This window comes from Streptacidiphilus sp. MAP12-20 (genome assembly GCF_041262525.1).
In the GTDB taxonomy this organism is placed as follows: Bacteria; Actinomycetota; Actinomycetes; order Streptomycetales; family Streptomycetaceae; genus Streptacidiphilus.
Map to the genome: position 1 here is coordinate 18,192 of NZ_JBGCCK010000029.1, position 14,345 is coordinate 32,536.

The 14,345-nt window shown below is 71.8% G+C and carries 12 protein-coding genes and 1 riboswitch; of the genes, 6 read left to right on the plus strand and 6 right to left on the minus strand.

What is annotated here, in order from left to right:
- Positions 1-178 precede the first annotated feature (178 nt).
- Positions 179-371, minus strand: a riboswitch (M-box (ykoK) riboswitch).
- Between the two features lie 119 nt (positions 372-490).
- Positions 491-1,153 (minus strand): response regulator transcription factor, encoded by a 663-nt coding sequence (locus ABIA32_RS29740; protein WP_370102161.1) that lies wholly within the window; start codon positions 1,151-1,153, stop codon positions 491-493.
- On the minus strand, positions 1,150-2,319 hold the full coding sequence (locus tag ABIA32_RS29745; RefSeq protein ID WP_370102164.1) for an ATP-binding protein: 1,170 nt from the start codon (positions 2,317-2,319) through the stop codon (positions 1,150-1,152). Before ABIA32_RS29745 ends, ABIA32_RS29740 begins: the two co-directional genes overlap by 4 nt.
- Positions 2,320-2,452: 133 nt before the next feature.
- Here ABIA32_RS29745 and ABIA32_RS29750 point away from each other — a divergent pair, with 133 nt between their 5' ends.
- From ABIA32_RS29750 to ABIA32_RS29760, 3 genes are read left to right on the plus strand one after another with little or no spacing between them, the layout of a single operon-like run.
- Positions 2,453-3,412, plus strand: a complete 960-nt coding sequence (locus ABIA32_RS29750) for an ABC transporter ATP-binding protein (RefSeq protein ID WP_370102167.1) — start codon at positions 2,453-2,455, stop codon at positions 3,410-3,412.
- Positions 3,409-4,893: an ABC transporter permease subunit gene (locus ABIA32_RS29755; RefSeq protein ID WP_370102170.1), complete on the plus strand. Its 1,485-nt coding sequence runs from the start codon at positions 3,409-3,411 to the stop codon at positions 4,891-4,893. The genes ABIA32_RS29750 and ABIA32_RS29755 overlap by 4 nt, the downstream gene beginning before the upstream one ends.
- Positions 4,890-5,708, plus strand: a complete 819-nt coding sequence (locus ABIA32_RS29760) for an ABC transporter permease subunit (RefSeq protein ID WP_370102172.1) — start codon at positions 4,890-4,892, stop codon at positions 5,706-5,708. The genes ABIA32_RS29755 and ABIA32_RS29760 overlap by 4 nt, the downstream gene beginning before the upstream one ends.
- 300 nt (positions 5,709-6,008) lie before the next feature.
- Here the strand turns inward: ABIA32_RS29760 and ABIA32_RS29765 are convergent, their stop codons facing one another.
- From ABIA32_RS29765 to ABIA32_RS29775, 3 genes are all read right to left on the minus strand, one after another.
- Positions 6,009-6,947 (minus strand): hypothetical protein, encoded by a 939-nt coding sequence (locus ABIA32_RS29765; RefSeq protein ID WP_370102175.1) that lies wholly within the window; start codon positions 6,945-6,947, stop codon positions 6,009-6,011.
- 88 nt (positions 6,948-7,035) lie between these two features.
- A complete protein-coding gene (locus ABIA32_RS29770; RefSeq protein WP_370102177.1) occupies positions 7,036-8,124 on the minus strand; it encodes a hypothetical protein in 1,089 nt (362 codons plus the stop codon).
- On the minus strand, positions 8,124-8,858 hold the full coding sequence (locus ABIA32_RS29775) for a ParA family protein (RefSeq protein WP_370102180.1): 735 nt from the start codon (positions 8,856-8,858) through the stop codon (positions 8,124-8,126). The genes ABIA32_RS29770 and ABIA32_RS29775 overlap by 1 nt, the downstream gene beginning before the upstream one ends.
- A gap of 809 nt (positions 8,859-9,667) precedes the next feature.
- Here ABIA32_RS29775 and ABIA32_RS29780 point away from each other — a divergent pair.
- The 3 genes from ABIA32_RS29780 (at position 9,668) to ABIA32_RS29790 (ending at position 12,725) form a co-directional block, all read left to right on the plus strand.
- The gene (locus ABIA32_RS29780) at positions 9,668-10,699 is read left to right on the plus strand and encodes a bifunctional DNA primase/polymerase (RefSeq protein WP_370102312.1); all 1,032 of its coding nucleotides are present in this window, start codon (positions 9,668-9,670) and stop codon (positions 10,697-10,699) included.
- 245 nt (positions 10,700-10,944) lie between these two features.
- Positions 10,945-12,330: a phage/plasmid primase, P4 family gene (locus ABIA32_RS29785; protein ID WP_370102315.1), complete on the plus strand. Its 1,386-nt coding sequence runs from the start codon at positions 10,945-10,947 to the stop codon at positions 12,328-12,330.
- On the plus strand, positions 12,327-12,725 hold the full coding sequence (locus tag ABIA32_RS29790) for a DUF6009 family protein (protein WP_370102183.1): 399 nt from the start codon (positions 12,327-12,329) through the stop codon (positions 12,723-12,725). Before ABIA32_RS29785 ends, ABIA32_RS29790 begins: the two co-directional genes overlap by 4 nt.
- A gap of 9 nt (positions 12,726-12,734) precedes the next feature.
- Here the strand turns inward: ABIA32_RS29790 and ABIA32_RS29795 are convergent, their stop codons facing one another.
- The gene (locus ABIA32_RS29795) at positions 12,735-13,481 is read right to left on the minus strand and encodes a thioesterase II family protein (protein WP_370102185.1); all 747 of its coding nucleotides are present in this window, start codon (positions 13,479-13,481) and stop codon (positions 12,735-12,737) included.
- Positions 13,482-14,345 lie beyond the last annotated feature (864 nt).

Genomic DNA, 14,345 nt, shown 5'->3' on the forward strand with positions numbered 1-14,345 from the left:
CGCATGCCGGAGTGGAGCGAGGACAGGCGGATGCGGGGTCGTTGATGACCCGGGCTAGTCGGACTGGAATCCACTGCTCTCGCCTCCCTCCGGTCGTGACGCGCGCAGGCGTCGTAGCGGCAGGGGGCATACCGAATCCGGACCGAAAAGCCTCAGCGCAAGCGCGCAAGCCGAGCCCGGCACACCCCAACTCGTCAGAGCTTTGGCACTCCACGGCGTAGCGCGAGGCCCGTCCCGAAGGAGGGTCCGCCTGCGCAGCCACTTGGCCTCAACCCTTATGTCGGGAAGAGGTGTCCTGATCCGGAGCGTCTCTCGACGGGTGGGATCAGTGGCCTGTGTCCGTGGAGACGCCTCACCGAACGAGGTGTCTCATGAATGAACGTTCATATGATGGCTCCGGTGTAAGTCCCGTGTCAAATCCCGGAGGTGCGGAGCGCGTCCCCTGCGTCGAGCGGGCCGAAGTGGGACGGACGACGATCCGGCCCCGGCGCTAGGCGCCGCCGATGCGGTAGCCGACGGTCGGGGTCGTGGTGATCACCGGGGGATCGCCGAGCTTGCGGCGGAGCCGGGCGATGGTGACGGCGACGGTGTTGGTGAAGGGGTCGGCGTGCTCGTCCCAGACCTGTTCGAGCAGCTCCTCCGCGCTGAGGAACCCCGGCGCAGCTCGGAGCAGGGCCGTGAGCACCGCGAACTCCTTGGGGGAGAGCTCCAGTGGACGCCCGTCGCGGGCGGCCGCGCGGCGCAGCGGGTCGAGCGTCACGTCGGCCGCGCGCAGCACGCGCGGGCGGGCGACCGGTCGGCGGCGGGCCAGCGCCCGGATCCTGAGCACCAGTTCGGGGAAGTGGAACGGCTTGGCGAGGTAGTCGTCCGCGCCCAGGCCGAGGCCGCTGACCCGGTCGCCCGGCGAGTCCGCGGCCGTCAGCATCAGCACCATCGTGCCGTCGTCCCTGCCGGTGATCATCTGGCAGAGGATGTCGCCGTGGATGCCCGGCAGATCACGGTCGAGGACCACCACGTCATAGCCGTTGAGATCGAGCTTGGCCGCCGCCTCCAGTCCGTCATGGGCCACGTCCACCGCGATGCCCTGGTCGCGCAGGCCCTCGACCAGGACCTCCGCGAGCGCGAGCGCGTCCTCCACCACCAGGACCCTCATGCTGCGGCCTCCAGGGTGACCACGGCGCGCAGTCCGCCCTCCGGACGCGCGTGCAGCTCCAGGCGGCCGCCGTGCGCGGCGGCGACGGCGGCGACGATGGCCAGGCCCAGGCCCAGGCCGAGGCCCCGTCCGTCGAGACCGCGTCGCCCGGTGCGGTCCTGGCCGACCCGGCGGAACGGCTCGGCGAGCCGGGCCACCTCCTCCGGCGCGAGGCGCGCCCCGCCGTTCTCGACGGTGAGCCGGACCCTTTCGGGGTCGGCGTGCGCGGCGACGCTGATCCAGCCGCCGTCCTCGTTGTGAGCGACGGCGTTGTCGAGGAGGTTGTCGACCAGACGACTCAGCAGGGTGCGGTCGCCGCCCACCAGCACCGGCCCGCCGTCCGTCGCGTGACGCACCGTCACCCTCCGCCCTGCCAGGGACGCCTCGCGGGCGGCCAGCCCAGCGGAGAGGAGCGCGTCGAGGTCCAGCTTATCCGGCCGCGGCAGGCCGCCGTGCTGCGCGCGGGCAAGGAGCAGGAAACCGTCCAGCAGACGGTCGACCTGGTCGAGTTCGGCGCGCACCCGGTCGGCGAGGACGACCGTCTGCGCGGGCAGCGGTCCGGGCTTGGCCACGGCGACGTCCACCGAGGCCCGCATCGTGGCCAGCGGCGTACGCAACTCGTGCGAGGCGTCGGCGACGAAGCGGCGCTGTGCGGCGAACGCGCCCTCCAGACGCGCGAGCAGCTCGTCGATGGTGTCGGCGAGGTCTTTGACCTCGTCGGCCGGGCCGGGGACGGCCAGTCGTTCGTGCAGGTTGTCAGCGGAGATCCGTCGGGTCGCCGCGGTCATCGTCCGCAGCGGACGCAACACCCGGCCCGCGACCAGCCAGCCCAGCAGCAGCGACAGCAGCGCCATCACGCCGAGCGCGACCGACGTACCCAGCAGCAGCTGGTGCGTCTGCGTCTGCCGGACCCCGGCCAGCTGCCGGTGCAGCACGTCGATCTGCGCCTGCGCCTGCTCCGGCGTGAGCGGCGGATCGCCCGGCGCACGGGAGACGACGAGCGAGGCGCGCGAGGCGATGGCGGCGGCGATGCCGAGCAGCGCGGCGCCGGAGAGTAGGAACAGTCCGACGTACAGGGCGGTGAAGCGCACCCGCACGGTGCTTCGTCGCGGGGGCGTCATTCCCATCGGCTGTCGGCTCCTTCGCTGTCTTCTAGTCCATGAACGGTCCGGAGCTCCCCAGGCTAGGGGCCGCGACCTAACAGCGGCATGACGGACGCCGTTCGGGGCGTGTGAAGGGCCTCGGCGCAGCGTGGCGGTCATGGAATACGACACCGGCGCGATGATCGAGGTCATCGGTCTGCGCAAACGCTTCGGAACGACCATCGCCCTGGACGGGATGACCTTCACCGTCCGGCCGGGACGGGTCACCGGCTTCGTCGGCCCGAACGGCGCGGGGAAGTCCACCACCATGCGGGCGGTGCTCGGTCTGGACGCGCCCGACGCGGGCCGCGCGCTGATCGGCGGAGAGCCCTACCGGAGTCTGCGCGACCCGCTCACCCGGGTCGGCGCTCTGCTCGACGCCGGTGCGCTGCAGCCGAGCCGCACCGCGCGCAACCATCTGCTCTGGCTGGCCCACTCGCAAGGCATCCCGGCCGCACGGGTCGACGACGTGCTCGCGCAGGTCGGCCTCGCCGACGCGGCCAAGCGCAGGGCGGGCGGCTTCTCGCTCGGCATGCGCCAGCGGCTCGGGATCGCGGCGGCGCTGCTCGGCGACCCGCCGGCGCTGATGCTCGACGAACCGTTCAACGGACTGGACCCCGACGGCATCGTCTGGATGCGCGGCTTCCTCGCCTCGCTCGCCGCGCAGGGGCGAGCGGTTCTGGTCTCCAGCCACCTGATGAACGAACTCCAGGACACGGCGGACCATCTCGTGGTCATCGGCCGGGGTCGGGTCGTCGCGGACGCGAGCGTGCGGGAGCTGCTGGCCGCCGCGTCCGGGCGCCGCGTGGTGCTGCGGACCGGCGCGCCCGCGCAGGCGGCCGAACTGCTGGCCCGCGCCGGCGTCGAGACCTCGGCGACCGGACCCGACACAGTGACCGTCACCGGGACGGAGGCGGAGCGTGTGGTGGCGCTGCTCGTCGCGGCCGGGGTGCCGTTCTCCGAAGTTCGCGCCGACCGGGTGAGCCTGGAAGAGGCCTACTGGGCGCTGACCCGGGACGCCGTGCAGTACCGCGGCACGGTCACCCAGGCCGCGCGGGACGAGGAGGAAGCGCGATGAGGCGGGCACTCCACGCGGAATGGACCAAGTTCCGCACCGTCCGTGCCCGGCCGCTCGCCCTGCTCGGCGCGGTGCTGGCCACGGTGCTCATCGGACTGCTCGGCACCGCCTCCCGGGGCGGCGGCGCGGCGCCCGCGCCGCCGCTCGGCCCCGGCGGCGAGGCCGTCAGCGACGGCTTCACCTTCGTCCACCGCACGCTCGACGGGGACGGCAGCATCACCGTGCGGGTGCGCTCACTGACCGGCGAAATCGCCGAGACCCCCACGCGTACCGTCCCGGGCCTCGCGTCCTGGTCGAAGGCGGGGATCATCGTCAAGGAGGGCCTCACTTCGGGCTCCCGCTACGCGGCGCTGATGCTGACCGGCGCGCACGGGGTGCGGATGCAGCACGACTTCACCCAGGACACCGCCGCTCCCGGCTCATCGCCGGACGCCCAGCCATGGCTGCGGCTGGTCCGCGCGGGCGATCTGATCACGGGGTATGTCTCCGCCGACGGCGCGGCCTGGACCGAGGTCGGCACCGCGACACTCAGGGGCGCGCCCACGACGCTGCAGGCGGGGCTCTTCGTCGCCACGCCCGCAGCCGCGCAGAACACCGGTACCGGCATCGGCTTCGCGCCGGCCGCCGCCACCGCCGCGTTCGGACCGGTCGAGCTGCACGGCGGGTGGCCGTCCGGCGCCGGGGCGGGAGGCTGGACCGGCGGGCAGCTCGGCGACGCCGGTGGCTACCCGCCGGGTGTGCGGGCCGGGTACACCTCCGCCGCCAGTGGATTCACCCTCAGCGGCGCGGGCGACATCGCGCCGCTGACCGGCGGTCAGGCGACGGCCGGGGGGATCGGCGTCGAACGGTTCCTGGTCGGGAGCTTCGCCGGGATCCTGGTGCTGCTGGTCCTCGGCACGCTGACCACGGCCGGCGAGTACCGGAGCGGGCTGATCCGCACGACCCTCGCGGCGAACCCGCGGCGGGGGAGGGTGTTGGCGGCCAAGGCCTGCCTGCTGGGCGTGACCGGCTTCGCCGCCGGCACGATCGCCGCCGCGGTGGTGCTGCCGATCGGCATGCAGGGGGCACGGTCGAGCGGCTTCGTCCTCTTCCCGGTGGCCTGGACGACCGAACTGCGGCTGGTGGTCGGCACCGGCCTGCTCTTCGCCGTGGCGGGAGTGCTGGGCGTCGCACTCGGAGCGGTGCTGCGGCGCGGTGCGACGACGGTGGCGGTCCTGGTGGTCGCGCTGGTTCTTCCCTATCTGCTGGCCGTCTCGTCGGCGCTGCCGGCCGGACCGGCGCAGTGGCTGCTGCGGCTGACCCCGGCGGCAGGCTTCGCGATCCAGCAGACGCTCCCGCAGTACCTCCAGGTCCTCGACGTCTACACGCCGGCGAACGGCTACTTCCCCCTCACGCCGTGGCTGGGCTTGGCGGTGCTGTGCGGCTACGCCGTGACAGCCCTCGGGCTCGCCTGGGCGCTGCTGCGCCGGAGGGACGTATGACCGGGCGCGAGCGTGCCATGGTGGATGCGGCACGCCGTGCGGTCCACGCCGAGTACACCAAACTCCGGACGGTCGGCGGGACCGGGTGGCTGCTGCTGGCCACTGTGGTGCTGACGGTGGGTCTGGGCGCGGGAACGGCCAGGTCGACCGTCTGTCCGGTGGCGGGCTGCGGCGCGGACGCCGTGCGGCTGGCGCTCGGCGGCGTCACGCTGGGACAGGCGGTCGTGGCGGTGCTGGGCGTGCTGGCGGTCAGCGGCGAGTACAGCGACGGCATGATCGGCCTCAGCCTGGCGGCGATGCCGCGCCGGACCACGCTCCTCGCCGCCAAGGCGACCGTGCTGACCGGGGCCGTGCTGGCGGCCGGATCGGTCGCGGTGCTCGGTTCGCTGGTGGCCCGGAGCCTGATCCTGCCGGGCAATGGCTTCACGCCGGCCCACGGCTATCACGTGTCGCTGACGCAGTCGCTGTCCGATCCGGCGACGCTGAGGGCCGCCGTCGGATCCGTGCTCTACCTCGTCCTGGTCGCGCTGCTGGCGCTCGGCGTCGCCACGGCGGTCCGCGAGGCCGCGACCGCGATCGGCGTGGTCCTCGGCCTGCTGTACCTCTTCCCGCTGCTGGCACACGTCGTCACCGACCCGACCTGGCAACGGCATCTGCAGCAGCTGGCCCCGATGCCGGCCGGGCTCGCGGTCCAGGCGACGCGGAATCTGCAGCAGCTGCCGATCGGTCCCTGGGCCGGTCTCGGCGTTCTCGCAGGCTGGACGGCCGCCGCACTCGTGCTCGGCACGGCCCTGCTCCGCACCCGGGACGCGTAGGCCCCCTGGTCAAAGGCCCCGTCCGACCGCTCGCGTCGGACGGGGCGCCGCCGTCCTCGGCGAAACAGTGATCTTGAGATAAGAAGCTCTGCGGTCTTGAGTCGTACCCCCCCCGCGGAGCGGGTGTCCTGTGCGCTTCGCGCACAGGAAGTGAGGGGCTTCGCCCCCCGTACACCCGCTTCGCGGGCGTACAACAGGGGTTCCAGGCCGCTTCGCGGGCCTGTCGGGATCGGAAGGGGAACCACCCACGCTTCGCGCGGGTGGTGGGGGAGACGGACGTACTCGGCTCACCCCAGTGGTTCAGAGCTGTGGTTCAGAGCTCAGGGGTACGACGCACTGCGCTCGTGCGAGAGAAAGGTCCTTGAGGTGAGGGGGGAGGGATGTCTCGCTCCATGCCTCGAGCAAGTCGATCACCGTGTTGTACGTGCGAGCCAGCCCTCCCAACGCCAGGCTCCGCCCGGGGGGACCGCTGCGCGAGGAGGAGAGGGTCACCCAGACCTTGCCCTCGTCGGCACCCTGGATCCCTGCGGCGAGGGTGTCGCGTTCGGCGCGCCAGTCCTCGAGTGCGTCCCGGGTCCGCGGGGACAGGGCGTAGACCTCGCGCAGCGCCGGTACATCGAAGTTGGCACCAGGGCCGTGCCGGACGAGGGTGACCGTGCGCAGCTCCGGGCCGAAGTCGTCCCAGCGAAGGGCATGGAGCTCGGCGGTTCGGGCACCGGTGTCCAGGATCAGGCCGACGACGGCCAGCAGGCGCACCATCTTCAGGTCGCGGCCGCCGAACCGGCGGTGAAGTCGTGGCTCTATCTCGTCGGCGACGCGCACGCCCTCGTCGGGGGACAGTGGAACCACGGGGGGATCAGGCTGCGGCCGCGGCGGTAGTTCGGCGCTGCAGCCAGAGGCTTCGAGCAGGCGACTGAGTGAACTCCAGCGAGCGAGACGTGTGTTGACCGACTGGGGGCCCTCGCGCCTGCTGCGCCGCGCCGTCCGGGTGCGCAGCCGGTCCGCGCAGCCGAGCTCCCACAGCAGGGCGAGCGTGGGCGTCGTGAAGAGGTCTGCCACAGTGCTCACCTGCGGGAAATCGGGCAGGGTCAGCGCGACGGCCACCTCGCGCCGGGTCCAGGCATGGCGCTCACGCGAGGACGCACTGCCGGTGGGCTCGGTGCAAGCGAAGAACGCGTCGAGCTCGGCCGGCAGGCGCGGGGCTGCGGGCCGCTGGGATTCCGGGTGGAGATCGGACACCGGGTCAGCTTCGCATGGCGGCAGGCATCCCGATCACTCCGTTGGTGGGCCCCGATGCCGGCGAGGCCCACCTGATCCCCGTTCGCTGCTACGCGGGCCGGGCGAGCCGGGCGGCGATCAGCTGGAGGAGTCCCCCGAGCTCGGCCGTGCCCAGACGCTCGCACAGCATGTCCGTGACGGCCACGAGGTCGGCCCAGTTCACGTCCGGCGGAGAGGCGGGCGCGGCCGGAGCGGGGCGGGGGGACGGCGCTCCGCCCCGCTCGCGCGGCGAGGAGGGCGTCGCGGTCACGGGTGACGTCGCAGACGCAGTCCCGGACGACGTCGGACGCATCGTGTCCGCTCCGGCGTATACCGCGGTATACGCCGGAGCCGGATCGGACACGGGTGCGCGGCCCGGCCCGGCCGCAGCTTCGCCCCCGTCTCCGCCTCCGCCCGAGGCCTCCGCCGCCGACGGCGTCGCGCTCGCCGCGAAGCGTTCGGCCTGAGCCGGCTCCTTCATCGCCGCCACCGCGTCGAACTGCCTCGCCGCGCTCAGCTCGGCGAGGTTGGGCCGGCCGGCCAGCCAGCGCGCGTCACGCAGCGACATGCCCTCGCCTCCCGCGGCGCGGGCGCGGATGCTGGACTGCACCTCGGGGGCGAGCAGGAGCAGCCTGGTGCGCTGCGACACCCAGGCGGCGCTCCAGCCTTCGGCCCGGGCGGCGGCCGCGGCCGACTCGTACTCCTCGACCAGCGCCTTGACGGCCCTGGCCTCCTCGATCGGGTCGAAGTCCTTGCGGTTGGCGTTCTCGTCGAGTGAGGCGCGGCGGAGGCGGGCCCGGCTCGCGGCGACCTCGTCGTTGACCACGGTGATCAGCTCGGGTCGTCCGTACCGTACGGCCGCCGCGTGGCGGCGGCAGCCGTTGACGATGACGTGGTCGACGCCGCGCAGGGCTTCCCCGTACTCGGGCCACAGCCGCAGGTACGCGCCGCGGGTGACGGCCAGGACGCTCTGCAGTTGGATCCCGACGATGTCCTTGAGGTCCGAGAGGTCCCCGAGGTCCTCACGCGGGTTCTGCGGGTTGGGGGCGAGCCTGGTGACCGGGAGCAGCACGGCTGCGGGGGAGTCCCCGGTCCTGGCGGCCGCGACGGTGGGCTGTCCCGGGCTGAGCAGACTCGCCAGGGACTCACGGCGTGCCATCAGGCCGAGACCGCCTTTCGCGCGTCGGCGAGCATCAACTGGTGCTCGAGGGCGAGGTTGAGGAAGTCCTTCTGCGCCTCCTGGGAGACACGCGACTTGGGGTAGCGGGTGACGACCTGGCGGTCGGCGGCGGCACGGGAGTGGAGCTTGTAGTGGCGGATCACTGTTCGGGCCAGCGGCCAGCCCTGCGCCCGGACGAACGCCTTGGTGTCCTCCAAGTCGACGGTGCCGTCCCGGGGGTCCCAGTTCGAGATCACCACGAGGTACGGGATGCCGCGGGGCTTGATGATCCGTTCGATGGTGTTCTGAGTGGGCTCGAAGCCCATCGGCTCGGGCTCGAGCGGGACGATCACGAAGTCCGCCGCGTCCAGGGCGGCACGGACCGCGTCGGCGATGGGTCCCTTGCCGAGGGGATCGGCGCCTGGCCTGCGGGCGTCCGGGGTCATCCAGCCGGGTGTGTCGATGATGGCGTGCCGGACCGAGGTGACCTCGCGCAGCCGCTGGATCCCGGCGAGGTCGTCGTAGGCGTCGGTGAAGACGAAGGGCAGGTCGTCACCGACACGCTCGGCCCACCAGACGGCGGAGCCCTGTGGGTCGACCGATACCGCGGCGACGGGGGCGAGTTCGTCGTCGGCCCGGCCGACGACCTCCGCGATGGTGGCGGACAGGTTCACGCTGATCGTGGACTTGCCTATCCCGCCCTTCTGATTGAGGACGACCGTGACGTCAGCCATGTGCTTCTCCGTTCCGTGTACTTCCCGAGCGAGGGCCCGGTACTGCGGACGGAGACAGCATGGCAGACATCCGACAACAAGCTGATCAAGGTCTGAATTCGGTGTCACGGCACGACAGTTACCCAGGGATCCAGAGACCCGGGAGCGTCCCGCTGCTTGAGTCGCTTCGGTCGCTCCGGTCGCTGGAGGACGCGTCGGGGATCCGTCGAGAGAACGGACGCGCAAACCTGGTGGGGCGGGTGTGGTTTCGGTATGGGCTCGTACCCGGATCGACCTGGAGGGAGCGGGACGGGTCGAGTCGCCGATGGATTCGGTAGCCTCGACAGCTTCGGTCGCTCGGGAGAAAGTGCAGGTCAGAGCCGCAGTAGTGGCGCTGCAGCGACCGAAGCGACTCAGCTGTCGACATGTCTGGACATTCCGCGTGCGCGGGTGTGCGCACATATACCGAGAGTGAGTCGCTTCGGTCGCTGGGAAGTTGCGCTTCGGGTGTCTGACCTGGAGGGTTCTGCGACAGGCTGAGCCGACATCAGTTCACCGCCGGTAGCTGACCGTTCACTTGCGTCGCTGATTGGCCGCGTCCAGACAGGGGCCTCCCCTTTCACTCCGCTTTCGCTAGTCTATGGCCGATGTTGAGTCGCTTCGGTCGCTCATGGGGGATAGAAATGGGGCCTGAGCCGCGGGATTTGGGCAGTGACTCACAGCAGGACGCTGCCCGGCTGCTCGCCGGGTCACTGCCCGCCGACGTGCCGCCACAGGCAGGCCCGCTGGCGGCGGCGGCGGCCTGGTGGTGCGCGGGCCGCGGGTGGCCGGTGCTGCCGTTGACGCCAGGGCGCAAGACACCGGCCAGGAACTGCGCGGCCTGCCGCGCGCCGGGCCACACCCACGAGGGATGCTCCTGCCTGCGGGAGGGTCGCTGGTGTCACGGGTTCCACGCCGCGACGCTCGACCGGGACGTCATCGAGCGCTGGTGGGGCGGCAATCCCGCGTTCGGCGTGGGGGTCGCCTGCGGGCCGGCCGGGTTGGTCGTCATCGACATCGACGCGCACCAGCAGCCGTTGCCGGAGCGGACCCGGGTCCTGCCGGGAATCGCGATCGGCGACGGGGTCGACCTCACCGGACTGGCCAGTGGCTTCCACAGCCTGGCCGTGCTCGCCGCACTGCGCGGCGCATTGGACCCGGCTGAGGACAGCGCGACGCTGCGTGTGCGGACTCCCTCCGGAGGCATGCACGTCTGGTACCGGACCCGGCCGGGGCAGCACTGGCTCTGCTCCACCGGCTCCGGCTCGGGCCGTGCCCTCGCCTGGCAGGTGGACGTCCGCGCGCACGGCGGCTACATCATCGCCCCCGGCACGTCCACTCGTGCCGGGACCTACACGCCGGTTGGCCCGTCACGGGAGCCCGCCCTCCTGCCGGACTGGCTGGTCGGCGAGTTGGAGCGCACCGGCCACCTGGTGGCGGCGCACCAGGCCGCTCCATCGGCCCCGGCCCCGGCTGCCGCAGTGTCGCTCACGCGTCCGGCGCCACGGGCCCAGCAAGCCGCCGGCGCGGCCGGAGGCGCCCGCCGCGCGACGACCGCCGTGCTGACCGGCTTGCTCGCCGACGTGGCCGGGTGCGCCGCGGTGCGCGAGGGTGCCGGATTCTCCGAGAAGCTCAACCGGGCCGCCTACACGGTCGGCGGTCTGGTGGCCGCGGGGCACCTGAGCCACGGCGAGGCGGAGCGGGTACTCGAGGCGGTCGCCCGTGTTGCGCGTCCGGGACAGGAACGGCGCTACCGGCCGATCATCCACGGCGGTCTGCGGGCCGGATCCGCGCGCCCGCTGTCACTGGGGAGCCGCCGGTGACAGCGCACGAGCAGGACGCCCAGGCCGAGGCGCTGCTTCCCTTCGACGCCCACGCGGTGGCCCGGCAGATCCTCGCCGAGGGGCGGCTGCGCGTGCCGGAGCAGGGCGCCGAGCCGACCCCGCAGCACGCGCTGGCGCATCCGTCCGGGTACCCGGACGAGCAGTCGGCACCGACACTTCCAGCACCGCCGTATCAGGCGAGAGCGAACCTGACGGGTGCTCGGCACACCGGTGCGGGTCCGGTGATGTCGGCCGAGGGCCTCGTACCCGACTCGCTCACCGACCGGGGCAACGCGAAGCTGTTCGTCCGGATCTACGCCGGCGACTACAAGCACGTGCCAGGACTCGGCTGGTACCGGTGGGACGGCAACCGCTGGCAGATCGACGAGGACGAGACGGTGATCTGGGCCGCGGGCGACCTCGCGGAAAGCATCGCCACCACCGACCCGCGCGGGATCCACGGCAGTTCCGCCCTGCAGCAGCACCGGCGGCGCGCCCTGAGCACCAGCGGCATGCACGCGATGCTGACACAGGCCCGCACAGCCCCGGGCATGGTCCTCAACGCCTCACTGCTGGACGCCGACCCGTTCGCCCTGTGCACCCCGACCGGCATCGTCGACCTGCGCACCGGCGTCCTGCGGACCGCGGATCCCGACCGGGACTTCCACTCGCGCTCCACCTCGTCCGCGCCGCGGGTGATGCCGACGCCGCGCTGGCGGCGCTTCCTCGGCGACACCTTCGGTGAGGACGCCGAGGGCGAGGCGGTGATCGACTTCCTGCACCTGCTGCTCGGATACTCGGTGACCGGGGACGTCGGCGGCCAGGTGATGCCGTTCCTCTTCGGGGCGGGCAAGAACGGCAAGTCGGTGCTCCTGGACGTGCTGATGAAGCTGCTCGGCGACTACGCGGACGCCGCGCCGCCGGGCTTCCTGATGGCCCGCCCCTACGAGGGGCACCCGACAGACCTCGCGGAGCTGCACGGGCGGCGGGTCATCGTCTGCAGCGAGGTCAAGCCGGGCGACCGCTTCGACGAGGCCAGAGTCAAGCTGCTGACCGGTGGTGACCGGATCAAGGCGCGCCGGATGCGGCAGGACTTCTTCAGCTTCGAACCGACGCACAAGCTGTGGCTGCTGGGGAACCACCGGCCCGAAGTGGGCACCGGTGGTTTCGCCTTCTGGCGCCGGATGCGGCTGATCCCCTTCGAGCGGGTGGTCTCCGACGACCGCAAGATAGACAACCTCGCGGACGTCCTGGTCAACGAGGAGGGCCCCGGCATCCTGAACTGGCTCATCGACGGAGCGCGCCGCTACCTGGGCGGGGAACGCGATCTGACGGGTCCGGGGCGGGTCCGGTCGGCCACCACGGCGTACGCGGAGACCGAGGACCACGCCGGGCGCTTCATCAGCGACGCCTGCACCCTGCACGCCGATCGGCGGGCCGAGCAGGCGCAGTTGTACTCTGCCTACCGGATCTGGTGCCACAATGAGGGTGTCTCCGCCATCTCCTCGAGGGCCTTTGCGGCGCGGATCAGGGAGACGGTCGGTCTGGCCTCGCCCAAGGACATGATCCTCTCGAACCAGCGCAAGTACTACCCGGGCATCGGACTGCTCGCGGACGAGGAGACAGCATGAGCGCTCTCATCGCGGACGACGAGATCGCTCAGGAGGCCGAGCTCGTATGGCTCGAGGACATCAACGCTCTGGACTACGTGCGGCAGAGTCTGGACCGGCTGCCCAACCGGCGCGGGCGGCCGGCGTACCACCGCGACGGGCGGATGGTGGGCTACGCCAGGCTTGAGCCGGACGCCAAGCCCTCGAAGGCTTCGGGCACCTTCCGCCGCCGTGTCTTCTGGCTGCTGCCGCACGATCGCGACACCGATCGCACCGGCCTGTACTCCACGGGCGCGCCGGCCGAGGCGGTCGACCCGCGCACGCTCTCCCCGGGCAGGAAGGGGCGCAAGACCGAGCGTTCCGAGGGCGGCCCGCCGTCTGCGGCGATGCAGGAGCTGGGCATCACCCCCGCGTGAGGGTGGGGCTCAGCCGACGGGCACGGTCTCCCGGACGAGGCGGCGGGTGACCCGGCAGGCCCGGCCCAGGAGGCGAGGCAGTTCACGGTTGCCTACGAAGAAGTGGTGGCCGGGTACGGTGCGCAGCCAAGAAGGCCCTTCGGTCCACTGCCGCCAGCCGTCGGCGATCGTAGGCGGTGCCAGCGGGTTGCCCTGCGAGGCGACGACGAGTACCGGGGTGGTCAGCGGACCCGCAGTAGCGGGCTTGCGGGCCGCCTCTTCCAGCGCCTGGGCGAGCTCCAGGTCGGCACGGAGCACCGGCAGCATGGCCCGTAGGAAGATTCCCTCGTCGCTGTTGGGCGGCACAGCGCCCCTACCGCCCAGGAAGTACAGCAGTTCGGCATCCGTTGCCCTGCGGGCATCCGGCAGCTCGGGCACATGCGGCGGCGGGCAGGCGCCGACGGCGAGGAGCGCAGGGCCCGGCAGGCCCGCCTCGTGCAGGGCGCGCGTCACGGTGAGCGCGACGATTGCCCCGAGTCCGTGACCGTACAGGACGTATGGGCCGGGCAGCGGGTCCGTGAACAGGGGCAGCACATCGGCGAGCAGCGCCTCATGTGTGGTCACCCCGGGTTCGGATCGTCGCCGTCCGCCGCCCGGCAAGGAGATCGGGACCACCTCCACGCCGGGGCCGGCGTTCGCCGCCCAGTGATCGAAGATCGGGACGTCCCCTCCGGAGTGCGCGAAACAGTGGAGTCGCACTGACTGTTCGTCCGACATGGTGTCCTCCTCTACCCTCCGCCCCCGGCCGCACGGTGGGGTTTGAGAATGGCTGGACAGCCTCAGGCATCGCTTGAGAGCGAGTCGAGGTGCGAGGGACGCTGACGCGACGGTCGACGCCGAGGCCGGCATTGTCGCGGCTGTACGCCTCGTTCCGGCGATCCGAGAACCTGATGGGATTCGCTGTGGACCCGCACCGACTCATGGTGGATGTGAGCGGGTCCGGAAACAGTGATTGATGAACGAATCGTCCATGAGCAGTGGTCACGAAGTGCCCGAGTGCCCTGAGCGCGTGGCCGAGCAGCACCTTCTGACGGCGCGTTGCACCCTCCGAGCCTCCAGCATCGCGTCTGTTCCATGGTCCTGCAATGAACTTCTGGTTCATGTGACACGGTTTTGGGATCAGGTCGAAGCGTCCCTGGGGTCTGGTTGACCCGATCCTCAGATCGGGTCAAAGGGACTGCAGGAGCGGGTTACCTGTCTGCTCGATCTGGTTTGCCGTTCTCTTGACTGCCACCGTGGCGGCTCTTACGCAGGTCAACAGCGTTTCTCCTCGGTTCGCTCTTCAAAGGCAGGAGCAGGTCGGTGTGTCCGCGTCGGTGCTTTCGATGCTCCCCTCGTTGCATGCGGGCCTCCCAGGCAAGCGCCCCCTACCGTCGGTTGGTGTCCTACCCGAGGCTGATCCCGTTTCCGTTTCCCGTTGCTTCTGGTGGGTGTCCGAAGGGCAACTGCCCAGCCGGGGCCGCCAGGCCACGGCGGTGGGCGGCGCGGAGCTTGCGAGGCGTGGCCCAGGGCAGGCGGCAGGGGCGAGGGGGCCGGGGGAGCGCCAAAGCGTCCCCCGGGGAGGGGGCGGTCCAGCGCGCC

Bases quoted from the DNA above. Each gene is read 5' to 3' on its own strand.
- ABIA32_RS29775 (WP_370102180.1), bottom strand. From the start codon at position 8,858: ATGGCTGACGTCACGGTCGTCCTCAATCAGAAGGGCGGGATAGGCAAG.
- ABIA32_RS29770 (WP_370102177.1), bottom strand. From the start codon at position 8,124: ATGGCACGCCGTGAGTCCCTGGCGAGTCTGCTCAGCCCGGGACAGCCC.
- ABIA32_RS29790 (WP_370102183.1), top strand. From the start codon at position 12,327: ATGAGCGCTCTCATCGCGGACGACGAGATCGCTCAGGAGGCCGAGCTC.
- ABIA32_RS29750 (WP_370102167.1), top strand. From the start codon at position 2,453: ATGGAATACGACACCGGCGCGATGATCGAGGTCATCGGTCTGCGCAAA.
- ABIA32_RS29760 (WP_370102172.1), top strand. From the start codon at position 4,890: ATGACCGGGCGCGAGCGTGCCATGGTGGATGCGGCACGCCGTGCGGTC.
- ABIA32_RS29745 (WP_370102164.1), bottom strand. From the start codon at position 2,319: ATGGGAATGACGCCCCCGCGACGAAGCACCGTGCGGGTGCGCTTCACC.
- ABIA32_RS29785 (WP_370102315.1), top strand. From the start codon at position 10,945: ATGTCGGCCGAGGGCCTCGTACCCGACTCGCTCACCGACCGGGGCAAC.
- ABIA32_RS29795 (WP_370102185.1), bottom strand. From the start codon at position 13,481: ATGTCGGACGAACAGTCAGTGCGACTCCACTGTTTCGCGCACTCCGGA.
- ABIA32_RS29755 (WP_370102170.1), top strand. From the start codon at position 3,409: ATGAGGCGGGCACTCCACGCGGAATGGACCAAGTTCCGCACCGTCCGT.
- ABIA32_RS29740 (WP_370102161.1), bottom strand. From the start codon at position 1,153: ATGAGGGTCCTGGTGGTGGAGGACGCGCTCGCGCTCGCGGAGGTCCTG.